The organism is Streptomyces sp. NBC_00299 (genome assembly GCF_036173045.1).
GTDB classification, from domain to species: domain Bacteria; phylum Actinomycetota; class Actinomycetes; order Streptomycetales; family Streptomycetaceae; genus Streptomyces; species Streptomyces machairae.
This window is the reverse complement of sequence record NZ_CP108039.1, coordinates 7947337-7969779: the sequence shown is the minus strand read 5'-3', so window position 1 is coordinate 7969779 and position 22443 is coordinate 7947337. Positions and strand designations below refer to the sequence as shown.

The window sequence follows — 22443 nt, the reverse complement described above, 5'->3', positions numbered from 1 at the left end:
CAGAGTGACCTCGTCCGTGCGGTACGTGTGCCTGAGAGATTCCGGGGAGGATTTGCTCCTTCGGCGCCTCCGGATGGTTCCCGGAGGACTCTCCCGCACGGGGTCAGCAGCCGCTAGCCAGCCTACCAGCGGGGTCCACGCACGGTCCTTCGAGTGGCCGGGCTCACCAATGTGCCCTTTCGTAGTGCTTACGGATGAGTTGCGACCAAGTGGAGGGCCCGTGCAGACCGACATCGATCCGCGCAATCTGATCGGCCGCAAGGCTTTCGACCGCAACGGCACCAAGATCGGCACCATCGACGAGGTCTACCTCGACGACGCGACCGGAGTGCCGGAATGGGCGGCGATACGCACCGGTCTGTTCTCCCGGGACGCCTTCGTCCCCCTGGAGCCCAGCGATCTGGTCGAGGGCAGCCTCCACGTCCCCTTCGACCGCGCCCTCATCAAGGACGCCCCCGATTTCGGCGTGGGCCGCCACCTCTCCCCCGAACAGGAACTCCAGCTCTACCACCACTACGGCCTCGATGTAACGGCCCCGCCCCCACCCCCCGACCGGGACTTCGGCAACTTGGCAACCACGGAAACCCCGGACGACAACGGCCCCCGCACATCCCACCCTCACTCCTGAAGACGCTCCCCTTCCACCGCACATCCCCAGCCCACACAGGTCACGCCCACCTCCGCGCGGTCGGGTTCTCCTGCCCAGCCGCACCCCATCGCAACGCAACACCGCGGCGGCGCCCACCCGGCAGCCGACCTCACCCAGCCGCGGGCAGTCGTGCCGCTGGGGCGGCACGGGTGGGGCGCAGCGGCACCCCGCAAGCGCGGGCGGGCGACCCACCCCCTTCGGTGCCCCCAACGCCGGGCCCTCGGGGCACCAACCCGCGTCCGGTTCCGCCCCGCCCCGCCCTACCCAGGCACCACAGGCGGCGCCTCCCTCATGCCCCCACCGCCCCGCTCCCCTCCCCGTCCCAGGAGACCGGCCTCCACGCCTAAAACCCCACCAACCCCATGCCCCCCACCTCCCGCATCTCCCCCGGCGCCCCCAGACCTCCCCCGCACCAACGGCAACGGATCCGCCGCCTCCAACCCCGGATCGTCGACCCGAAACGTCCGCACGCGCCCCGGCCCCGACGACTCAGGCGTCTCGAATCGCACAGTCACCCGCCCCAACCCGCTCCCCTGCACCCACCCGTGCCCGTACTCGACGTGCCGCACATCGTGCCCAGCCACCCACCGCCGCTCGACGGGCGGCGCAGCCTCCCGCTCCGCCAAGGGCTCCTCGGGATCGCCCTCCTCGCCGTGCTCGACCCGCTCCCCCGCCACCTGCGCGAACAGATCCTCCTGCGTGTAGTCGGCCAACCCGGTGACCCCGACCCCCAGCAGACGTACCCCACCCGTCGTGTCCACGGAATCCAGCAGCCGTAGCGCGGCCTCGCGCACCACACCCGGGTCGTCCGTCGGCCCACGCAGCGTCTCGGACCGGGTCAGGGTCGAGAAGTCGAACCGACGCACCTTCAGCACGATGGTCCGCCCGGACAGGCCGGCCCCCCGCAACCGCCGAACACAACGATCGGCCAGCCGCTGCACCTCCAGCCCCACCCGGACCCGGTCATGAATGTCCACGTCGTACGTGTCCTCGACCGACACCGACTTGGCCTCCCGCTCGGCCACCACGGGCCGCTCGTCGTGCGCCAGCGCCATGGCGTACAGGGCATGCCCATGAGCCTTGCCCAGCAGCCGTACGAGCTCGTCCTCACCCGCCTCGGCGATCTCGTCGACCGTGTGGATTCCGGCCCGCCGCAGATGGTCCCCGGTCGCCGGCCCCACCCCCGGCAGGGTCCGCACCGACATGGGCGCGAGCAACGCCCGCTCCGTCCCCGGCTCGATCACCACCAGCCCGTCGGGTTTGGCCTCCTCCGAGGCGATCTTCGCCAGCATCTTGGACGCGGCGAGGCCCACCGACCCCGCGAGCCCGGTGACGGCCCGTATGTCGGCGCGCAGCTTCACCCCCACCAGCCGCGCGGACTCCTCGTCCCAGGCCGCTCCTCCGGCCTCCAGGTCCACGAACGCCTCGTCCAGGCTCAGCGGCTCCACCAGCGGCGACAGCTCCCGCAGCAGGCCCATGACCTGCTCGCTGACATCGCGGTAGATCCCGAAGCGCGGCACGAGATACGCGGCGTTGGGCGCCAGCCGGCGCGCCTGCCCCATGGGCATCGCCGAATGCACCCCGAACACCCGGGCCTCATAGGACGCGGTGGCGACGACTCCCCGCGGACCGAGCCCGCCGACGATCACGGCTTTGCCGCGCAGGCTCGGCTTGGATGCCTGCTCCACCGAGGCGTAGAAGGCATCCATGTCGAGATGCAGGATCGTAGGCGCGTTCCTCACATCTCCGATGCTGCCTCACGCCACTGACAATGCCCTGCTGCAACCGCCTGATACGCGGCCCAGGCAGGCCCATCGACCCCATTCCGCCCGCCGCCACACCGCAACTGCGACGGCGTCCCGGCGAGGGCTGCTCAGACCGCCCGGTTTCGCCGCCGAGCCAGCTCGTCCGCCGGATTGTGCCCGACCAGGGTCTCGCCGGTGTCGATGCGCTCCCCGTGCAGCTGCGACAAGGCGCTCTCGACGTCCCGCCACACCACACCCACGGCGATCCCGAAGACCCCCTGCCCGCCCTGGAGCAGCGCGTGCACCTCGTCCGGGGAGCTGCACTCGTAGACCGTCGCACCGTCGCTCATCAGCGTCAGGCGCTCAAGATCCCGAAAGCCCCGCTCCCGCAGGTGCTGCACGGCGGTACGGATGTTCTGCAGTGACACACCGGTGTCCAGGAACCGCTTGACGATCTTCAGGACGACGACGTCCCGAAAGCTGTAGAGCCGCTGCGTCCCGGACCCGTGAGCGGGCCGCACGCTGGGCTCGACAAGGCCGGTGCGCGCCCAGTAGTCCAGTTGCCGGTATGTGATGCCCGCGGCCGCGCAGGCCGTCGGACCGCGATAGCCGATCTGCTCGGTCGCCATGGACGCCGCCCCTCCGCCGCTGCTCGGCACGGCCGTCGGTCGCTGCGGAGCGTGATCGGCCGCGCTGCCCTGAAGCGGGCTGGTGTGAAGCGGGTACGGGCCGCTCGCCCCGAGACTGCGTCCGGGGGCACCCCCAGCCGTACCGTCGCCGCTGCTTCTCACGCCGACCTCCGTCCTTGACCTGCCTTCTCGACGGTAGGCAGTCACCCGGGGTGCGTCAACGATCGCCACACTCGGCACGCCGAGTGATAATCACCCTAGGAGTGGTTTCCCGTGCCCCACCGCGGGGAAAGGCTAGCCGAATGCGCTCGGAGCAGGCCGTAGGACGCTCTCCCTCGCCGCTGGCAAATGCCGGCATTTGAGCCGTAACGGACTGTGGGCCGCACCAGCACGGACCGCGAGTCCGCCGGGACGCCCCACGCCGCCTCACTGGCTGCTGGTGCCGAAGTCCTCGGGCGAGATCTGGTCGAGGAACTCGCGGAACTTCTCCACCTCGTCCTCCTGCTCGTCCGGGATCGCGATGCCCGCGTCGTCGAGCACGCCGTCGCTGCCGTAGATCGGCGTTCCGGTGCGCAGGGCCAGCGCTATGGCATCGGAGGGGCGGGCACTCACCTCGACGCCGCTGGCGAACACCAGCTCGGCGTAGAAGACGCCCTCACGCAGATCCGTGATGCGTACTTCGGTGAGCTCCTGACCGACGGCCTCCAGCACGTCCTTGAACAGGTCGTGGGTCAGCGGTCGCGCGGGGGCCATGCCCTGCTGGGCGAAGGCGATCGCCGTCGCCTCCCCCGGCCCGATCCAGATGGGGAGGTAGCGGTCGCCTCCCACTTCACGCAGGAGCACGATCGGTTGGTTGGAGGGCATTTCGACCCGGACACCTACGACATCGAGCTCGTTCACACAGCAACCCTAGGCCGTGCTCGGGACGTTTGGGTAGTCGGGCCGAGAACGGGTGGCCGATCCGGGCTCCCCGCCCCTGCCCGGCTCAGGGCAGCCGCACACCGAGAGCGGTCTGCACCAGGGCGGCGTGCAGCTTCACAGCCAGCCCCGCCAGTTCCTTCGTACGCGCCTCGGCATGAGCCCTGGTCTGCGGATTGCGGTGCCGCCGCAGAGGCGCCACGACCTGGTCCACCAGCCCGGCCTCACGGTCGGCGGCGGCCTTCATCACACGCAGATGCCGTGGCTCGATCCCGAATCGCCCCAGCTCGACGACGAGCGAGGCCACGGTGACAGCCTCCGCGTCGTACGCCCCGTCGGGAAACGGGACGATCAGGCCGTACGACTCCCATTCCGCGAGCTCCGGCTCCCCGATCTCGGCGGCGACGAGCAGCTCGGCACGCCCGATCCGGGCCGCGGTGGGAGCCTCGACAGGCTCCAGGACCGTTTCTCCATCGCGCTGCCGGCACACGGTCGGCAGTGGTGCTGCCTCACCGCGCTCCATGGCGTCCAGATGCTCGCGGATCACCTTGAGCGGCAGATAGTGGTCCCGCTGCATCCGCAGGACGTGGCCGAGCCGCTCGACGTCCTGCGCACTGAACTTGCGATACCCCGAGGGGGTCCGCTGCGGCTCGACGAGACCCTCCGACTCCAGGAAACGGATCTTGGAGATGGTGATGTCAGGGAACTCGTCGCGCAGCACGTTCAGCACCGTGCCGATGCTCATCAGCCGACCGTCCGTGGCGGCGATGCCGTTTCCGGCACCGCCGCTCGGTGTTTTCAGCATGGACCTTCCCTGGGTCTCCCCGGACGGGCTCCGGGGGAGGGTCAGTAGCCCCGCTGGCTCGCGTAGAAGACCAGCCGGTACTTGCCGATCTGCACCTCGTCACCGTTGTTCAGAGCGACCTGGTCGATCCGCTCGCGATTGACGTACGTGCCGTTCAGGCTGCCGACGTCGGCCACCGTGAACGAGCCGTCCTGAGCGCGACGGAACTCCACGTGCCGACGCGAGACCGTCACGTCGTCCAGGAAGATGTCGCTCTGCGGGTGCCGCCCGGCCGTGGTCAGATCGCCGTCCAGCAGGAAGCGGCTGCCCGAGTTCGGACCGCGGCGCACCACCAGGAGCGCGGAGCCCAGCGGCAGCGCGTCGACCGCCGCCTGCGCCTCCGGAGACAACGCAGGCATCGCCGTCTGACCGGTGGTCTCGGCGTCGTAGGCCTCAAGACCGGAGATGGAGATCGTGGAGGTCGTCTCGGACGGACGCTCGGGCGTGGCACCCGGCCGCAGCGGGGCGCCGCAGTTGGAACAGAAGCGGCTGTTCTCCGCGTTGCGGTTACCGCACCTCGTACACACCAGGGCCGACATCGGGGAAAACCCTCCACCCGCACTTGAGGTTGACGGTTGCCCGAAACCTATGCCGCCGGACTGGCCAGGGTCAACTGACGGCGCGCCCTGACCACCGGAAATGTCACCACCCGGTCCAGGCACCTGGTCCCTGAACAGTGGGCGCTGGCCCTCATCGTCCCCCTGCGCGCGGTGACGAGCGGTCGCGTTGTCGCCACTCTCTCGCGCGCTCTTGCCGAACAACTTCGCAAACAACTTCACGGGCGATTCCCCTTGACCGAAATAGACCCGCCCGTGGGGCAGGACGAACCCTGACTGCACTCCCTGGCCGACCCGGACACCCTCACAACGTCCGTCTCCACCAGACAGTTTCCACCACGCACCACCCATTCGGTGCGCCGACCCCCCGCAACCTCATGCCCTCGCCTGACGTCCCCCATGCACCGCCGGTTCACTGGGAGGACGACCGAGCGTAGTCAGGCCGCTTCGCCGCTCGCAAGGCGTCCACGACGATCTTGTCCGACCGCTCGATGGTCACGGTGGCCTGCTCCTTCTCAAGAGTCTGAACCACGCCTCCAGGGATGTTGAGCGCTGGTTCGAGGTCCTGCGACTTGCCGATGACCTTGAAACGATACGGAGCGTTGATCTTGTTCCCGTCGACGCTCACGCTGTTGCCGGCATCGGTCAGATAGGTGCCGGCGACGACGCGTACGCCGTTCACCTGGATCGCTTCCGCGCCGGCCGCGCGCAGCTCCTGGATCGCGTCGAGCAGCATGTCCGCCTCGACCGTCCCCTTCGTGTCGTCGATGGTCATCGTGATGCCGGGCCCCTGAGCCGCCACCGTGCCCGCCAGAATGCCGAGTTGCCTCTCCTTCTCGACCGTCTGCTTGCGGGCCTCCTCGGCCTGGTTCGAACTGTTCTCCAGCTCATCGCGCTGCTTCTCGAGACCTTGCTTCTCGTCCTCAAGACGCTGAGTACGGTCATCCAGTTCATCGAGGATGCGAACAAGATCTTCCTGACGTGCGCCGCGCAGGGCCCCGTCACCCTCACTGTTCGACGCGACCTGGACGGCCAGGCCGAAGCCGAGTCCGAACAGCAGGACAGCGACGATGAGTTGGGCCCGGCTGACCCGCGGCGGCCACAGCCCCTTCACGAGCCGCTGCCGACCGGTGAGGTCGCTCGACTGCCCCTTGGCCCCGTCCGCGGCCTCCGAGGCGTTGTCCACGGCCTCGGCCGCGCCCGCGCCGCCCGCCGGCATCTCCTCGGGCAGCTCCTTGCGCAGCCTGTTCCCCGGTGCCTCGTCGTGGTTGCTCATCGGCCTCACGCCCGGAACACGTGCCGGCGAATCGCCGCGGCGTTCGAGAAGATTCGGATGCCGAGCACGACGACCACGCCGGTGGACAGCTGGGCGCCCACGCCCAACTTGTCGCCCAGGAACACGATCAGCGCGGCCACGACCACGTTGGACAGGAACGACACGACGAAGACCTTGTCGTCGAAGATGCCGTCGAGCATGGCCCGCAGACCTCCGAAGACGGCGTCGAGAGCCGCCACGACGGCAATCGGCAGATAAGGCTCGACGACCGCCGGAACCTCAGGCCGGACCAACAGGCCGGCCACGACGCCCACGACGAGGCCCAGTACGGCGATCACGATGTGCCCTTCTCGGTTTTCTCGGTGTTCGGCTGTGCTGTACGTACGGTCACGCTCGGGGCGGCGGGCAGCCGAAGGTCGTCCTGAACGGAAATGCCGGTCCGGATCCCGAAGTTCTCCTGCAGGGCGTGCAGATACAACCCGTCGGCGCTGTCCTGGAACTTGGTGCTCAACCGCTCGCCATCCCCCACCGCGAGCACCGTGTACGGCGGCACCAGCGGCTTGTTGTCGACCAGTATTGCGTCTCCCGCGGCCCTGATCGCCGACAGGGCCGTCAACCGCTGCCCGTTGATCGAAATGGCCTCGGCGCCCGACTCCCACAGCCCGTTGACCACACGCTGCATGTCGCGATCGCGCACCCGGCCGGTGTCGGAGAACCCGGACGTTCCGCGCGGGTCGCCGTCGCCGCCCGAGGCGGTCTCCTTGGAGTCGTTGACGATCAGCTTCACGCCGGGACCGTGCACCTCGACAGCACCCGCCAGGATGCCCACCAGCTCCCCCTGGTCACTGTCACCGGTCGACTTCAGCGCCTCACGCTGCCGCGCGCTCACGTCGTCGCGCAGCTTGTCGACGGTCTCTTCCAGCTGGTCCGCCGCCGCGGTCTCACGGTCGATGCGGTCGACCAGCTCCTCGCGCTCCTTCGCCACGACGGGCGCCGCGACCCGCGCCTGCGCCGCCCCAACGGTCACCACGAGCGCCGCGAGCACCAGACCGGCGGCGAGCCCCAGCTTCGCCCTGAGCGTCTTGGGCAGCCCTCCGTCGCCCGCGGCCTTCTTGCGCGCGGCCGCCTCGGCGTAACCGTCGTCGAGGCTGTGATCCATGACGTTGGTGAGCAGCGACATGGACGCGTCCGGGCGCGCTGGGCGCGTGGGTGTGCTCCGAACGGGGGGCTGCTGCGGCATGCCGCACATCGTCGCACGTCGCCGCCGATACCTCCGAATGGCCCCACCGGCGTGCCGGACAGGCCCCTTGGGGGCTGCCTGTCCGGCACACGCACGTGGTACGTACGTCAGCGGCCGGCGCTGTCCACGACCGCCGCCCATTCGTCGAGCAGAGCCTGCGCGGAGGCGTCGTCCGGGCCTTCCGCCCACAGATGGGTGACCGCCTCGGCCGGGTCGGGCAACACCATCACCCAGCGCCCGTCCGTCTCCACGACCCGCACACCATCGGTCGTGTCGACAAAGCGATCTCCGGCCTCCTCCACGACCCGCCGCATCACGAGCCCCTTGACGGCCCAGGGAGTCGCAAGATCCCGCTTGATGACATGGGCCCGCGGAATCCGCGCGTCGATCTGGCTGAGCGTGAGCTGCGTCCGCGCCACCAGACCGATCAGCCGTACGAAGGCCGCCGTACCGTCGAAGACACTGCTGAACTCGGGGACGATGAACCCGCCCCTACCGTCGCCGCCGAAGATCGTCGTGTCGTCGCGACCGACCCGGGTCAGGTCGTCCGGCGATGTCGTCGTCCATTCCACCTGCGTTCCGTGGTATGCCGCCACCTGCTCGGCGATCCTCGTCGTGGTCACCGGCAGCGCCACACGCCCGCTGCGCCGCTCCGCGGCCACCAGGTCGAGCATGACGAGCAGAGCCCTGTCGTCCTCGACGATCCGCCCCTTCTCGTCCACCAGCGACAGCCGCTCACCGACCGGGTCGAACCGCACCCCGAACGCGGCCCGCGCGGACGCCACGATCTCTCCCAGCCGCACCAGCCCCGACCGCCGCGTATCCGCCGACTCCGTGGGCCTCGACTCGTCGAGACCGGGGTTGATCGTCAGCGAGTCCACACCGAGCTTGCCGAGCAGGCTGGGCAGCACGAGCCCCGCGCTGCCGTTCGACGCGTCGACGACGACCTTGAGCCCCGACTCCGAAATCCCCGTCGTATCGACATTCCGCAGCAACGACCCGGTGTACGAGTCGAAGACACTGGCCGGGAAATGCAGGTCCCCGATCTCTCCGGGGAATGCGCGCCGGTACTCCTGCCGCGCGAAGACCCTGTCCAGTTTGCGCTGACTGGCCTGCGACAGATCGGCACCCCGGCCGTCGAAGAACATGATGTCCACAGAATCCGGCACACCGGGCGTCGTACGGATCATGATCCCGCCGGCACTGCCCCGCGCAGTCTGCTGCCGCGCCACGGGCAGCGGTACATTCTCCAAGTCCCGTACGTCGATGGCGCTGGCCTGCAGCGCCGAGATGACCGCCCGCTTGAGCGCACGGGCACCGCGGGAGTGGTCGCGAGCCGTGGTGACGGTGGACCCCTTCTTCAGGGTCGTCGCGTACGCACCGGCGAGTCGCACGGCTAGCTCGGGCGTGATCTCCACGTTCAGGATTCCGGAGACGCCACGGGCACCGAACAGATGCGCCTGGCCCCTCGACTCCCAGATCACCGAGGTGTTGACGAAGGCGCCGGCCTCGATGGTCTTGAACGGATAGACGCGCACATTGCCCTGGACGATCGATTCTTCACCGATCAGGCACTCGTCACCGATGACCGCGCCGTCCTCGATCCGGGCCGCCCGCATGATGTCGGTGTTCTTCCCGACGACGCACCCACGCAGATTGCTGTGCTGCCCGATGTACACGTTGTCGTGCACCACAGCCTTGTGAAGAAAGGCTCCGCTCTTCACGACCACGTTCGAGCCGACGACGGTGTGCTCACGGATTTCCACACCGGCCTCGACCTTGGCGTAGTCCCCGATATACAGGGGCCCACGAAGCACGGCATCAGGATGTACCTCGGCGCCTTCGGCCACCCAGACACCCGGGGAGATCTCGAAGCCGTCGAGCTCGACGTCGACCTTGCCCTCCAGGACGTCGGCCTGCGCCTTCACATAACTCTCGTGGGTGCCGACGTCCTCCCAGTACCCCTCCGCGATATAGCCATAGATCGGCTTGCCTTCCTTCATGAGCTGCGGGAAGACATCGCCGGACCAGTCCACGGGGACGTCGGCCTCGACATAGTCGAAGACCTCGGGCTCCATGACATAGATGCCGGTGTTCACCGTGTCCGAGAAAACCTGACCCCAGGTCGGCTTCTCGAGGAAGCGTTCGACCTTGCCTTCCTCGTCGACGATCGTGATGCCGAATTCCAGTGGATTGGGCACTCGCGTCAGACAGACCGTGACGAGGGCACCCTTTTCCTTGTGGAAGTTGATCAGTTCGGTGAGGTCGAAGTCGGTCAGGGCATCACCGGAGATGACGAGGAAAGCATCGTCCTTCAACGCCTCTTCGGCGTTCTTGACGCTTCCAGCGGTACCGAGTGGCTTCTCCTCATTGGCATAGGTGAGCTCCATTCCGAGCTCTTCACCGTCACCGAAGTAGTTCTTGACCAGAGAGGCCAGAAATTGAACTGTCACGACGGTTTCATTCAGCCCATGCCTTTTGAGCAGCCGCAGAACGTGCTCCATGATCGGCCGGTTGGCCACCGGCAGGAGCGGCTTGGGCATGCTTGAGGTCATGGGACGAAGGCGTGTGCCTTCGCCCCCGGCCATCACGACGGCCTTCATGTCGGAAGCGTCCTCCTCGAAGAGACGACTGTCTAGCCGACTTCACCCGTCCAGATTGTCCCGCACTTTTCCGCCGCGGGCCATCGAGCGCCGGGCGCTCCAATCCGCGAGCTCAATCGGCCATGGCGTCCGCACGGACCAGGCGGCGGACTTGTACCACGTAGAGGACTCCTGCCCACCAGTACAGGGTTGTACCCCATCCGGCGAACGCCCATCCGAAAATAGCAGCGAGTGACGGGATCCATCCGCTTCCGTCGCTGAGCAGCAGCAACGGGAAGGCGTACATCAGGTTGAACGTGGCAGCCTTCCCAAGGAAGTTCACCTGAGGTGGCGGATAGCCATGGCGTCTGAGGATGCCCACCATCACCAGCAGAACCAGCTCACGCGCCAAAAGTGCAGCGGTCAACCAGACCGGCAGAATCTCGCGCCAGGTGAGGCCGACCAAAGTCGAGAGAATGTAGAGCCGGTCGGCCGCAGGGTCGAGAAGCCGGCCCAGGCTGCTGATCTGGTTCCAGCGCCGCGCAAGCTTGCCGTCCAGGTAGTCACTGACGCCACTCAGAGCCAGCACCAGTAGTGCCCAGCCGTCACTCTTGGGCCCACCGAACTCAGGCCTGAGAATCAGCCACAGGAACAGCGGCACACCAAGGAGCCGCGCCATGCTGAGGATGTTGGGGATGGTGAGCACTCGATCCGTCTGGACGCGAGTCTCCTGGACCTCCACCCGAGGGCCTCCTGTGGGAAACGTACCTACGATGCCCCCTGACCCTACCTCAACGCAAAAAAGCTCTGGCCCTCGGGCTGTATGCCCAAGAGCCAGAGCTCTAAAAGGAGTTCGGCGGCGTCCTACTCTCCCACAGGGTCCCCCCTGCAGTACCATCGGCGCTGTAAGGCTTAGCTTCCGGGTTCGGAATGTAACCGGGCGTTTCCCTCACGCTATAACCACCGAAACACTATGAAACTGTCAGCCGCACCGCATGTGGCCATACGGGGCTGTTCGTGGTTTCAGAACCAACACAGTGGACGCGAGCATCTATGGACAAGCCCTCGGCCTATTAGTACCGGTCACCTCCACACGTTACCGTGCTTCCAGATCCGGCCTATCAACCCAGTCGTCTACTGGGAGCCTTACCCCATCAAGTGGGTGGGAATACTCATCTCGAAGCAGGCTTCCCGCTTAGATGCTTTCAGCGGTTATCCCTCCCGAACGTAGCCAACCAGCCATGCCCTTGGCAGAACAACTGGCACACCAGAGGTTCGTCCGTCCCGGTCCTCTCGTACTAGGGACAGCCCTTCTCAATATTCCTACGCGCGCAGCGGATAGGGACCGAACTGTCTCACGACGTTCTAAACCCAGCTCGCGTACCGCTTTAATGGGCGAACAGCCCAACCCTTGGGACCGACTCCAGCCCCAGGATGCGACGAGCCGACATCGAGGTGCCAAACCATCCCGTCGATATGGACTCTTGGGGAAGATCAGCCTGTTATCCCCGGGGTACCTTTTATCCGTTGAGCGACGGCGCTTCCACAAGCCACCGCCGGATCACTAGTCCCGACTTTCGTCCCTGCTCGACCCGTCGGTCTCACAGTCAAGCTCCCTTGTGCACTTACACTCAACACCTGATTGCCAACCAGGCTGAGGGAACCTTTGGGCGCCTCCGTTACTCTTTAGGAGGCAACCGCCCCAGTTAAACTACCCATCAGACACTGTCCCTGATCCGGATCACGGACCCAGGTTAGACATCCAGCACGACCAGAGTGGTATTTCAACGACGACTCCCCCTGAACTGGCGTCCAGAGTTCACAGTCTCCCACCTATCCTACACAAGCCGAACCGAACACCAATATCAAACTGTAGTAAAGGTCCCGGGGTCTTTCCGTCCTGCTGCGCGAAACGAGCATCTTTACTCGTAGTGCAATTTCACCGGGCCTATGGTTGAGACAGTCGAGAAGTCGTTACGCCATTCGTGCAGGTCGGAACTTACCCGACAAGGAATTTCGCTACCTTAGGATGGTTATAGTTACCACCGCCGTTTACTGGCGCTTAAGTTCTCAGCTTCGCCACAACGAATTGTGACTAACCGGTCCCCTTAACGTTCCAGCACCGGGCAGGCGTCAGTCCGTATACATCGCCTTACGGCTTCGCACGGACCTGTGTTTTTAGTAAACAGTCGCTTCTCGCTGGTCTCTGCGGCCACCCCCAGCTCAGGAAGCACGTTCCCTCACCAGTGATGGCCCCCCTTCTCCCGAAGTTACGGGGGCATTTTGCCGAGTTCCTTAACCATAGTTCACCCGAACGCCTCGGTATTCTCTACCTGACCACCTGAGTCGGTTTAGGGTACGGGCCGCCATGAAACTCGCTAGAGGCTTTTCTCGACAGCATAGGATCATCCACTTCACCACAATCGGCTCGGCATCAGGTCTCAGCCTCATGTGATCCGGATTTGCCTGGATCACGGCCTACACCCTTACCCCGGGACAACCACCGCCCGGGCTGGACTACCTTCCTGCGTCACCCCATCACTCACCTACTACAGGTCTGGTCCGTCGGCTCCACCACTCCCCTTTGCCCGAAGGCTCCAGGGCGGCTTCACGGACTTAGCATCGCCTGGTTCAATGTTTGACGCTTCACAGCGGGTACCGGAATATCAACCGGTTATCCATCGACTACGCCTGTCGGCCTCGCCTTAGGTCCCGACTTACCCTGGGCAGATCAGCTTGACCCAGGAACCCTTAGTCAATCGGCGCACACGTTTCTCACGTGTGAATCGCTACTCATGCCTGCATTCTCACTCGTGAACCGTCCACCACTGCCTTCCGGCGCGGCTTCACCCGGCACACGACGCTCCCCTACCCATCACAGCCGCCGTTGGGCGTATTGCTGCAATGACACGACTTCGGCGGTACGCTTGAGCCCCGCTACATTGTCGGCGCGGAATCACTAGACCAGTGAGCTATTACGCACTCTTTCAAGGGTGGCTGCTTCTAAGCCAACCTCCTGGTTGTCTCTGCGACTCCACATCCTTTCCCACTTAGCGTACGCTTAGGGGCCTTAGTCGATGCTCTGGGCTGTTTCCCTCTCGACCATGGAGCTTATCCCCCACAGTCTCACTGCCGCGCTCTCACTTACCGGCATTCGGAGTTTGGCTAAGGTCAGTAACCCGGTAGGGCCCATCGCCTATCCAGTGCTCTACCTCCGGCAAGAAACACACGACGCTGCACCTAAATGCATTTCGGGGAGAACCAGCTATCACGGAGTTTGATTGGCCTTTCACCCCTAACCACAGGTCATCCCCCAGGTTTTCAACCCTGGTGGGTTCGGTCCTCCACGAAGTCTTACCTCCGCTTCAACCTGCCCATGGCTAGATCACTCCGCTTCGGGTCTTGAGCGCGCTACTAAATCGCCCTATTCGGACTCGCTTTCGCTACGGCTTCCCCACACGGGTTAACCTCGCAACACACCGCAAACTCGCAGGCTCATTCTTCAAAAGGCACGCAGTCACGAGATACAGCAAGCTGTATCCGACGCTCCCACGGCTTGTAGGCACACGGTTTCAGGTACTATTTCACTCCCCTCCCGGGGTACTTTTCACCATTCCCTCACGGTACTATCCGCTATCGGTCACCAGGGAATATTTAGGCTTAGCGGGTGGTCCCGCCAGATTCACACGGGATTTCTCGGGCCCCGTGCTACTTGGGTGTCTCTCAAACGAGCCGCTGATGTTTCGACTACGGGGGTCTTACCCTCTACGCCGGACCTTTCGCATGTCCTTCGCCTACATCAACGGTTTCTGACTCGTCTCACAGCCGGCAGACTGTGAAAGAGAGATCCCACAACCCCGTATACGCAACCCCTGCCGGGTCTCACACGTATACGGTTTAGCCTCATCCAGTTTCGCTCGCCACTACTCCCGGAATCACGGTTGTTTTCTCTTCCTGCGGGTACTGAGATGTTTCACTTCCCCGCGTTCCCTCCACTTGCCCTATGTGTTCAGGCAAGGGTGACAGCCCATGACGACTGCCGGGTTTCCCCATTCGGAAACCCCCGGATCAAAGCCTGGTTGACGACTCCCCGGGGACTATCGTGGCCTCCCACGTCCTTCATCGGTTCCTGGTGCCAAGGCATCCACCGTGCGCCCTTAAAAACTTGGCCACAGATGCTCGCGTCCACTGTGCAGTTCTCAAACAACGACCAGTACACCGTCACACACCACCACTGTGGTGCTACACCGGCGCCGGCAACCGAAGCACAACCTTGCGGCCGTTACTTCAGACACCCAACAGCGTGCCCGACACACTCCCCGCTTCCCTCAACGTTCCACGCTCCGAAGAGCAGTACTAGAAGGAGAAGACGATCAAGTGTGCCGAATAATCAACGTTCCACCCATGAGCAACCACCGCAGAACGTTTGCCTGCGTAGTGGCCTCTGAACCGGGCAAGCCCGGCTTAGAAGTGCTCCTTAGAAAGGAGGTGATCCAGCCGCACCTTCCGGTACGGCTACCTTGTTACGACTTCGTCCCAATCGCCAGTCCCACCTTCGACAGCTCCCTCCCACAAGGGGTTGGGCCACCGGCTTCGGGTGTTACCGACTTTCGTGACGTGACGGGCGGTGTGTACAAGGCCCGGGAACGTATTCACCGCAGCAATGCTGATCTGCGATTACTAGCAACTCCGACTTCATGGGGTCGAGTTGCAGACCCCAATCCGAACTGAGACAGGCTTTTTGAGATTCGCTCCACCTCACGGTATCGCAGCTCATTGTACCTGCCATTGTAGCACGTGTGCAGCCCAAGACATAAGGGGCATGATGACTTGACGTCGTCCCCACCTTCCTCCGAGTTGACCCCGGCGGTCTCCTGTGAGTCCCCATCACCCCGAAGGGCATGCTGGCAACACAGAACAAGGGTTGCGCTCGTTGCGGGACTTAACCCAACATCTCACGACACGAGCTGACGACAGCCATGCACCACCTGTACACCGACCACAAGGGGGGCACTATCTCTAATGCTTTCCGGTGTATGTCAAGCCTTGGTAAGGTTCTTCGCGTTGCGTCGAATTAAGCCACATGCTCCGCTGCTTGTGCGGGCCCCCGTCAATTCCTTTGAGTTTTAGCCTTGCGGCCGTACTCCCCAGGCGGGGAACTTAATGCGTTAGCTGCGGCACCGACGACGTGGAATGTCGCCAACACCTAGTTCCCACCGTTTACGGCGTGGACTACCAGGGTATCTAATCCTGTTCGCTCCCCACGCTTTCGCTCCTCAGCGTCAGTAATGGCCCAGAGATCCGCCTTCGCCACCGGTGTTCCTCCTGATATCTGCGCATTTCACCGCTACACCAGGAATTCCGATCTCCCCTACCACACTCTAGCTAGCCCGTATCGAATGCAGACCCGGGGTTAAGCCCCGGGCTTTCACACCCGACGTGACAAGCCGCCTACGAGCTCTTTACGCCCAATAATTCCGGACAACGCTTGCGCCCTACGTATTACCGCGGCTGCTGGCACGTAGTTAGCCGGCGCTTCTTCTGCAGGTACCGTCACTTTCGCTTCTTCCCTGCTGAAAGAGGTTTACAACCCGAAGGCCGTCATCCCTCACGCGGCGTCGCTGCATCAGGCTTTCGCCCATTGTGCAATATTCCCCACTGCTGCCTCCCGTAGGAGTCTGGGCCGTGTCTCAGTCCCAGTGTGGCCGGTCGCCCTCTCAGGCCGGCTACCCGTCGTCGCCTTGGTGAGCCATTACCTCACCAACAAGCTGATAGGCCGCGGGCTCATCCTTCACCGCCGGAGCTTTCAACCTTCACAGATGCCAGTGAAGGTGGTATCCGGTATTAGACCCCGTTTCCAGGGCTTGTCCCAGAGTGAAGGGCAGATTGCCCACGTGTTACTCACCCGTTCGCCACTAATCCCCACCGAAGTGGTTCATCGTTCGACTTGCATGTGTTAAGCACGCCGCCAGCGTTCGTCCTGAGCCAGGATCAAACTCTCCGTGAATGTTTTCCCGTAATCGGGACGACACATCACGAGAGCGGAACAGCCAGGCGGAATAAGCCCGGCCGTTCACAGCGTCCTCGCTGTGTTTATTTCAAAGGAACCTCGCCACCGGGAACTAATGTTTCCGGCAGACGGGGTATCAACATATCTGGCGTTGATTTTTGGCACGCTGTTGAGTTCTCAAGGAACGGACGCTTCCTTTGTACTCACCCTCTCGGGCTTTCCTCCGGGCGCTTCCCTTCGGTGTTTCCAAACTCTATCAGGGTTTTTCCGGCCCCCTGACCACCGTCCTGCGAGCACGCAGAAGGTGACCCCGAGATAGGATCTGACAAGTTTGTTTCTGCCAGGCGAGGTTGCGTAGTCGCGTCGCTCAGCCCCAAGCAGGAGTAAGACAGTACACGCGGTCACGGAGCGGGTGCAAATCGATATGAGGTATGGTCTAGACCACTCCGGTCTGCTCGCGCGGAACCGGCACTTCATGTGACATACGCTGCTGAACAGTGTGCCGTCCCGCACAGGCAGCGACGGCCATACCGATCTCCACCCCTGGGAGGCTTCCCATGACCACCGTGACGTCCCCATTGGCAGGACGCGCCGTTGGACTGGCGTCCGTGCCGGATCCGGTCTTCTCCGGGGCCATGGTCGGCCCGGGCACAGCGATCGACCCGGTGCGTGAACCGTCCGAGGCCGTGTCCCCCGTGGACGGAGTCATCGTCTCTCTCCATCCGCACGCCTTCGTCGTCGTCGACGAGCAGGGCCACGGTGTCCTCACCCACCTCGGCATCGACACGGTGCAGCTCAACGGCGAGGGCTTCGAGTTGCTTGTGAACAAGGGCGACACCGTGACGCGCGGCCAGAGCATCGTCCGATGGGACCCCTCGGCCGTCGAGGCAGCCGGCAAGTCTCCGGTGTGCCCGGTCGTGGCCCTAGAGGCAACGGCGGAGGCTCTCTCTGAGCTGCGTGACAGCGGCGACGTGAAGGCCGGCGACAGTCTCTTCGTCTGGAAGTGACTTCGGTGCCGTCGCATGGCGGCACGTAGGGACGACAACCACTGCGGCGGCTTGGCCCGCCGCACTAGCGGAGACGGTGAGATGGAGACAACGCTGCGAGGCGTCGGCGTGAGCCACGGTGTGGCGATCGGCGAGGTTCGGCACATGGGAACGGCGGTCCTCGAGCCGCCTGCCAAGCAGATTCCGGCCGAGGACGCGGGGCGCGAACAGGGGCGCGCCCGCCAGGCCGTCGAGGCTGTGGCAGCCGACCTGATGGCGCGCGGCAATCTGGCGGGGGGCGAAGCGCAGGCTGTGCTCGAGGCTCAGGCCATGATGGCCCAGGACCCCGAGCTGATGGCGGACGTGGACCGGCGTATCGCCGTGGGCAGCACGGCCGAGCGTGCCGTGTACGACGCCTTCGCCGCATACCGGGAGCTGCTGGCCGGTGCCGGTGAATACCTTGCCGGCCGGGTGGCCGACCTCGATGACGTGCGGAATCGTATCGTCGCTCGTTTGCTCGGGGTTCCGATGCCTGGTGTCCCGGACAGTGACGAGCCCTATGTCCTTGTCGCCCGCGATCTCGCGCCGGCCGACACGGCGCTGCTGGACCCGGCGCTGGTCCTCGGTTTTGTCACCGAGGAGGGTGGGCCTACCAGCCACAGCGCGATTCTGGCGAGGGCGCTCGGTGTGCCGGCCGTGGTCGCGCTGCCGGGTGCCGGTGAGCTCGCCGAGGGTACGGTCGTAGCTGTGGACGGCAGCACGGGCGATGTCTTCGTGCACCCGAGCGACGAGAAGAAGGCGGAGCTGGAGGGAGCTGCTGCCGCACGCAAGGCCGCCCTCGCCGCGTCTACGGGGCCGGGCGCCACGGCCGACGGCCACAAGGTGCCGCTGCTGGCCAACGTCGGCGGACCGTCCGACGTTCCGGCCGCTGTCGAAGCGGGTGCCGAGGGTGTGGGTCTGTTCCGGACCGAGTTCCTCTTCCTCGACGACAGCAAGAAGGCACCGTCGGAGGAGAAGCAGGTCGAGGCCTACCGGCAGGTCCTCGAGGCCTTCCCCGAGGGTCGTGTCGTCGTACGTGTTCTGGACGCCGGCGCTGACAAGCCGCTGGACTTCCTGACGCCGGCCGATGAGCCGAACCCGGCGCTGGGTGTGCGGGGGTTGCGGACGTTGCTGGACCACCCCGACGTGCTGCGCACTCAGCTGACGGCCCTGGCGAAGGCGTCCGAGGGACTGCCGGTCTACCTCGAGGTCATGGCCCCGATGGTGGCGGACCGGACCGACGCGAAGGCGTTCGCGGACGCGTGCCGTGCGGCCGGGCTGCAGGCGAAGTTCGGTGCGATGGTGGAGATTCCGTCGGCCGCGCTGCGGGCCCGTTCGATCCTGCAGGAGGTCGAGTTCCTGTCGCTGGGGACGAACGACCTCGCGCAGTACACCTTCGCCGCTGACCGTCAGGTGGGTGCGGTGTCCCGCCTGCAGGATCCGTGGCAGCCCGCGCTGCTCGACCTGGTCGCACTGTCCGCGGAGGCGGCGAAGGCTGAGGGCAAGAGCTGTGGCGTCTGTGGTGAGGCCGCGTCCGACCCGCTGCTGGCGTGTGTGCTGACCGGTCTGGGTGTCACCTCCCTGTCCATGGGTTCTGCGTCGATTCCATATGTCCGGGCGACGCTGGCGAAGTACACGCTGGCGCAGTGTGAGCGTGCCGCTGCGGCCGCGCGGGCCGCGGACAGCGCCGAGGAGGCACGCAACGCCGCTCAGGCGGTGCTGTCCGGCGAGTAGTCGGAGCAGGACCTCTGCGCGATGGCTGCAGGCCCGTTGTGATGGGGCGCTCCACCGGTTGGTGGGGCGCCCCATCCGCTTCAGTGGTGGTGTCCCGGTGGTGCTTCCTCGTTGCCGAGGTCCGGTGGCACGCAGTAGTCGACGCCGGATTCCGGGGAGATGAGGTCTCCGGATTCGATGTCGGTGCAGTAGGCGTCGAAGACCTCGCCGGCGGTGAGGGGTTCCAGACCGTCTCCGCGCAGGCGCCATCCGTAGATGCGGTCGGACGTGCCCGGGGCGCTGGTCCGCATGACGAGTCCACCGGGGCTCCGGGTGGCGAGGCCGACGGCGAGGACCGTGGTGAACTCCAGGGCTTCGGCCTCGTCGAGGTGCGTGGCGCCCTCGGTGCCTTCGTCGGCGTGCAGGACGGAGACGAGTGCTTCCGGGGTCCCCGTGACGCTGCAGACGAGGTGCCGGCTGCCCGGCTGGGCCGTGGCGAGGATGCGTACGAGCAGGCTCGAGGCGCGCACGAAGGCCGAACGGCCGATGTCCTCGCCGCAGGTGGCGCAGGCGCCGAGGCGTGCCAGGAGTGTGCAGGCGTACTCCCACGTGGCTTGTCGGACGGCTTCGTCGACGAGGGCCGGGACGAGGTCTGCGAGGGGCTGCCCGTGGTAGGGGACGGTGGGTCCCGTGGCCGCGAGTTCGGCTGTGAAGCGTGTGCGGCTCGCCGCGTTGTCGGGGTCGAGGCCCGTCTCCGCGCAGAACTCGGCGTACTCCTGCGGATCGAAGAGGGCAATCGTCGTATGGCTGCCTTGGGAGGCCCGAGTCCTGAGGAGGGCCTCCACCTGTTGCAGATAGATCTTGTGGTCGTCGAAGGTGAAGCTGCGGTAGTGCCGCATGGCACGGAAGTCGTGCTCGTCGGTGAGCAGGCCGATCGTGCCGGCGATTTCGCGGCGCAGGACGCGTCGCATCGTCTGGTGGTCGGTGTGTGCCATATTTCCCCCTGTGTGTGCACAGTCGATCAATGCTCACTCACAGTAACCGGCAGCACTGACAACGGCCCCGGCTCGCCGTGGTTCGACGAGTCCGAGGCCGGGTGTCGGTCAGGCGCGCTTGCGGGCCAGTTCCTCGTAGAAGTGCAGGAGGTCGAGGTTGTCGATGGAGCCGGGGTTGACCGCTCGCTCCAGGGGTGTGCCTTGGAGAAGGCGCTTGACCGGGACCTCGATGCGCTTGCCGGTGAGGGTGTGGGGGACGCCGGGGACTTCGATGACCTCGTCGGGGACGTGTCGCGGTGAGAGTTGTTCGCGGATGGTCTGCTTGATGCGGCTCAGGAGCGCTTCGTCGAGCACGGCTCCGGGGGCCAGGTGAACGAACAAGGGCATCCAGTAGCCGCCGTCGGGCTGTTCGATGCCGATGACAAGGGATTCCTTGATCTCGGGGAGGCGTTCGACCGCTTCGTAGATGTCGGCCGACCCCATGCGGACGCCCTGGCGGTTGAGTGTGGAGTCGGAGCGGCCGTGGATGACGACGGAGCCTCGTGAGGTGAGCGTGATCCAGTCGCCGTGGCGCCATACGCCGGGATAGGTGTCGAAGTAGCTGTCGTGGTACCGCCTGCCGTCGTCGTCGTTCCAGAAGTGGATCGGCATGGACGGCATGGGGTTGGTCACCACGAGTTCGCCCACCTCGTCGATGAGGGGTTCGCCGCTCGGGTCCCAGGACTGCAGGTCGGTGCCGAGGCCGGGGGCCTGGAGTTCACCGACGTACACGGGCACGGTGGGCACGGCTCCCGCGAAGCAGGAGCACACGTCCGTGCCGCCGCTGACGGAGGCGATCCAGAGGTCGTCGCGGACCTCGTCGTGCAGCCAGCGGAATCCGTCGGGCGGCAGGGGTGATCCGGTGGTGGCGACGCACTGGACCTTGGTGAGGTCGAAGTCGCGCGCGGGGTGCACGCCGGCCTTGCGGCAGGCCATGACGTACGCGGCGGAGGTGCCGTAGAGGGTGGCTCCAGTGCGTTCGGCGACTCGCCATTGGGCGCCCGTGTCGGGGTAGCCCGGGCTGCCGTCGTACAGGACGATCGTGGTGCCCGTGAGGAGGCCGGAGACGAGGAAGTTCCACATCATCCAGCCCGTCGACGTGTACCAGAAGAAACGGTCCTCTGGGCCCAGGTCGCAGTGCAGTCCGAGTTGTTTGAGGTGTTCGACGAGGATGCCGCCCTGGGACTGGACGATGGCCTTGGGGAGGCCGGTCGTGCCGGAGGAGTAGAGCACCCAGAGGGGGTGATCGAAGGGCACCTGCTCGAAGACGGGTTCCTGGTCGGCGGCTGTGAGGGCCGACCACTCGAGCGCACCTTCGGGGGCCGCTGTGCCGAGGAGTGGAATGTGCACCACCGCGCGCAGCGTGGGCAGTTCACGGCGAAGCTCGGAGACGATGTCGCGGCGGTCGTGCTCCTTGCCGCCGTAGCGGTAGCCGTCGACGGTGAACAGGACGACGGGTTCGATCTGCTGGAAGCGGTCGAGGACGCTGCGGGCGCCGAAGTCCGGGGCGCAGGAGGTCCAGACTCCGCCGACGGCGGCTGTGGCGAGGAGGGCCACGACGGCTTCCGGGATGTTCGGAAGGTAGCCGCTGACGCGGTCGCCGGGGCGCACGCCGAGGGCGCGCAGCTCGGTGGCGAGGGAGCCGACCTGGCGGCGCAGCTCGGACCAGGTCACGGGGCGGGGCTCGTGGGATTCGTCGACGTACAGGAGTGCGGGTTTGTCGGCGCGGGTCTCAGCGGCGCGCAGGGCGTGCTCGGCGTAGTTCAGGGTGGCGCCGGGGAACCACTGGGCGCCGGGCATCGAGCGGTCGCCCAGCACACGCGCGTACGGGGTGGAGAAGCGGACGTCGAACCACTCCGTGACGCCCTTCCAGAAGGTGTCCAGTTCGTCGACCGACCAGCGGTGAAGTGCCGCGTAGCCGCCCTCGGAGGGGGCGCCGTGGTGCTCGGCGGCCCAGGCCTGGAACTTGGTGACCTGAGCCCCGGCGATGCGCTGGGGATCTGGCTGCCAGAGCGGCTGAGGGTTCGCGATCGACATGGGGCGGCTCCCGGACTGTGCGCGTCGTGTGCGTCTTCCGCGCACGGCTGGGTTGGGCGCGTTACGCGGCTGACACGGACGATGCCATGTGATCGACTTCTACACCAGGGTGCGCCCCACACAGTCCGTGTCGTGAAGATGTGGTCCCGGCACGGGTGAACGGAAGTTGAACGACACACGCGTG

The 22443-nt window shown here is 65.6% G+C and carries 15 protein-coding genes, 3 rRNA genes and 1 riboswitch; of the genes, 3 read left to right on the top strand and 15 right to left on the bottom strand.

Annotated elements, in window-relative coordinates; genetic code table 11:
* Positions 1 to 9: 9 nt before the first annotated feature.
* A riboswitch (glycine riboswitch) is annotated at positions 10 to 106 on the bottom strand.
* 114 nt (positions 107 to 220) lie between these two features.
* Positions 221 to 628, top strand: coding sequence for a PRC-barrel domain-containing protein (locus OHT51_RS35595; RefSeq protein ID WP_328882999.1), 408 nt, complete (start codon positions 221 to 223; stop codon positions 626 to 628).
* A 281-nt stretch (positions 629 to 909) separates the two neighbouring features.
* Here the strand turns inward: OHT51_RS35595 and OHT51_RS35590 are convergent, their stop codons facing one another.
* The 13 genes from OHT51_RS35590 to OHT51_RS35530 form a co-directional block, all read right to left on the bottom strand.
* The gene (locus OHT51_RS35590) at positions 910 to 2391 is read right to left on the bottom strand and encodes a DNA polymerase IV (RefSeq protein ID WP_328882998.1); all 1482 of its coding nucleotides are present in this window, start codon (positions 2389 to 2391) and stop codon (positions 910 to 912) included.
* A gap of 131 nt (positions 2392 to 2522) precedes the next feature.
* Entirely contained in the window at positions 2523 to 3185 is a 663-nt protein-coding gene (locus OHT51_RS35585; protein WP_328882997.1) for a MerR family transcriptional regulator, read from the bottom strand.
* Positions 3186 to 3449: 264 nt separating this feature from the next.
* Entirely contained in the window at positions 3450 to 3923 is a 474-nt protein-coding gene (locus OHT51_RS35580; RefSeq protein ID WP_004002801.1) for a bifunctional nuclease family protein, read from the bottom strand.
* An 85-nt stretch (positions 3924 to 4008) separates the two neighbouring features.
* A complete protein-coding gene (ftsR, locus tag OHT51_RS35575; protein ID WP_328882996.1) occupies positions 4009 to 4746 on the bottom strand; it encodes a transcriptional regulator FtsR in 738 nt (245 codons plus the stop codon).
* A 41-nt stretch (positions 4747 to 4787) separates the two neighbouring features.
* A complete protein-coding gene (locus tag OHT51_RS35570) occupies positions 4788 to 5693 on the bottom strand; it encodes an FHA domain-containing protein (protein WP_328882995.1) in 906 nt (301 codons plus the stop codon).
* A 61-nt stretch (positions 5694 to 5754) separates the two neighbouring features.
* Positions 5755 to 6618, bottom strand: a complete 864-nt coding sequence (locus tag OHT51_RS35565; RefSeq protein ID WP_328882994.1) for a DUF881 domain-containing protein — start codon at positions 6616 to 6618, stop codon at positions 5755 to 5757.
* Positions 6619 to 6623: 5 nt separating this feature from the next.
* The gene (locus OHT51_RS35560; protein ID WP_003988855.1) at positions 6624 to 6956 is read right to left on the bottom strand and encodes a small basic family protein; all 333 of its coding nucleotides are present in this window, start codon (positions 6954 to 6956) and stop codon (positions 6624 to 6626) included.
* Complete coding sequence (locus tag OHT51_RS35555) at positions 6953 to 7867, bottom strand: DUF881 domain-containing protein (RefSeq protein ID WP_328882993.1); 915 nt, start codon at positions 7865 to 7867, stop codon at positions 6953 to 6955. The genes OHT51_RS35560 and OHT51_RS35555 overlap by 4 nt, the downstream gene beginning before the upstream one ends.
* A gap of 98 nt (positions 7868 to 7965) precedes the next feature.
* Complete coding sequence (locus OHT51_RS35550; protein ID WP_328882992.1) at positions 7966 to 10461, bottom strand: mannose-1-phosphate guanyltransferase; 2496 nt, start codon at positions 10459 to 10461, stop codon at positions 7966 to 7968.
* Positions 10462 to 10573: 112 nt separating this feature from the next.
* Complete coding sequence (locus OHT51_RS35545) at positions 10574 to 11182, bottom strand: CDP-alcohol phosphatidyltransferase family protein (RefSeq protein WP_328882991.1); 609 nt, start codon at positions 11180 to 11182, stop codon at positions 10574 to 10576.
* Between the two features lie 109 nt (positions 11183 to 11291).
* Positions 11292 to 11408, bottom strand: a 5S ribosomal RNA gene (rrf, locus tag OHT51_RS35540).
* Positions 11409 to 11493: 85 nt separating this feature from the next.
* A 23S ribosomal RNA gene (locus OHT51_RS35535) occupies positions 11494 to 14611 on the bottom strand.
* Between the two features lie 310 nt (positions 14612 to 14921).
* Positions 14922 to 16447 (bottom strand): 16S ribosomal RNA (locus OHT51_RS35530).
* The 16S, 23S and 5S rRNA genes sit together here, the layout of an rRNA operon.
* 560 nt (positions 16448 to 17007) lie before the next feature.
* Here OHT51_RS35530 and OHT51_RS35525 point away from each other — a divergent pair.
* Both OHT51_RS35525 and ptsP read left to right on the top strand, forming a co-directional pair.
* A complete protein-coding gene (locus tag OHT51_RS35525; RefSeq protein ID WP_328882990.1) occupies positions 17008 to 17457 on the top strand; it encodes a PTS sugar transporter subunit IIA in 450 nt (149 codons plus the stop codon).
* Positions 17458 to 17538: 81 nt separating this feature from the next.
* On the top strand, positions 17539 to 19209 hold the full coding sequence (gene ptsP, locus OHT51_RS35520) for a phosphoenolpyruvate--protein phosphotransferase (protein ID WP_328882989.1): 1671 nt from the start codon (positions 17539 to 17541) through the stop codon (positions 19207 to 19209).
* An 80-nt stretch (positions 19210 to 19289) separates the two neighbouring features.
* On the opposite strand, the gene OHT51_RS35515 is transcribed toward ptsP, so the two are convergent.
* Positions 19290 to 20183 (bottom strand): hypothetical protein, encoded by an 894-nt coding sequence (locus OHT51_RS35515; protein ID WP_328882988.1) that lies wholly within the window; start codon positions 20181 to 20183, stop codon positions 19290 to 19292.
* Between the two features lie 108 nt (positions 20184 to 20291).
* Positions 20292 to 22259: an acetoacetate--CoA ligase gene (locus OHT51_RS35510; protein WP_328882987.1), complete on the bottom strand. Its 1968-nt coding sequence runs from the start codon at positions 22257 to 22259 to the stop codon at positions 20292 to 20294.
* Between the last annotated feature and the right edge of the window lie 184 nt (positions 22260 to 22443).

Excerpts from the sequence above, each read along its gene's own strand:
- ftsR (WP_328882996.1), bottom strand. The coding sequence starts at position 4,746 with ATGCTGAAAACACCGAGCGGCGGTGCCGGAAACGGCATCGCCGCCACG.
- OHT51_RS35570 (WP_328882995.1), bottom strand. The coding sequence starts at position 5,693 with ATGGGTGGTGCGTGGTGGAAACTGTCTGGTGGAGACGGACGTTGTGAG.
- OHT51_RS35565 (WP_328882994.1), bottom strand. The coding sequence starts at position 6,618 with ATGAGCAACCACGACGAGGCACCGGGGAACAGGCTGCGCAAGGAGCTG.
- OHT51_RS35555 (WP_328882993.1), bottom strand. The coding sequence starts at position 7,867 with ATGTGCGGCATGCCGCAGCAGCCCCCCGTTCGGAGCACACCCACGCGC.
- OHT51_RS35550 (WP_328882992.1), bottom strand. The coding sequence starts at position 10,461 with ATGAAGGCCGTCGTGATGGCCGGGGGCGAAGGCACACGCCTTCGTCCC.
- OHT51_RS35525 (WP_328882990.1), top strand. The coding sequence starts at position 17,008 with ATGACCACCGTGACGTCCCCATTGGCAGGACGCGCCGTTGGACTGGCG.
- ptsP (WP_328882989.1), top strand. The coding sequence starts at position 17,539 with ATGGAGACAACGCTGCGAGGCGTCGGCGTGAGCCACGGTGTGGCGATC.
- OHT51_RS35515 (WP_328882988.1), bottom strand. The coding sequence starts at position 20,183 with ATGGCACACACCGACCACCAGACGATGCGACGCGTCCTGCGCCGCGAA.
- OHT51_RS35510 (WP_328882987.1), bottom strand. The coding sequence starts at position 22,259 with ATGTCGATCGCGAACCCTCAGCCGCTCTGGCAGCCAGATCCCCAGCGC.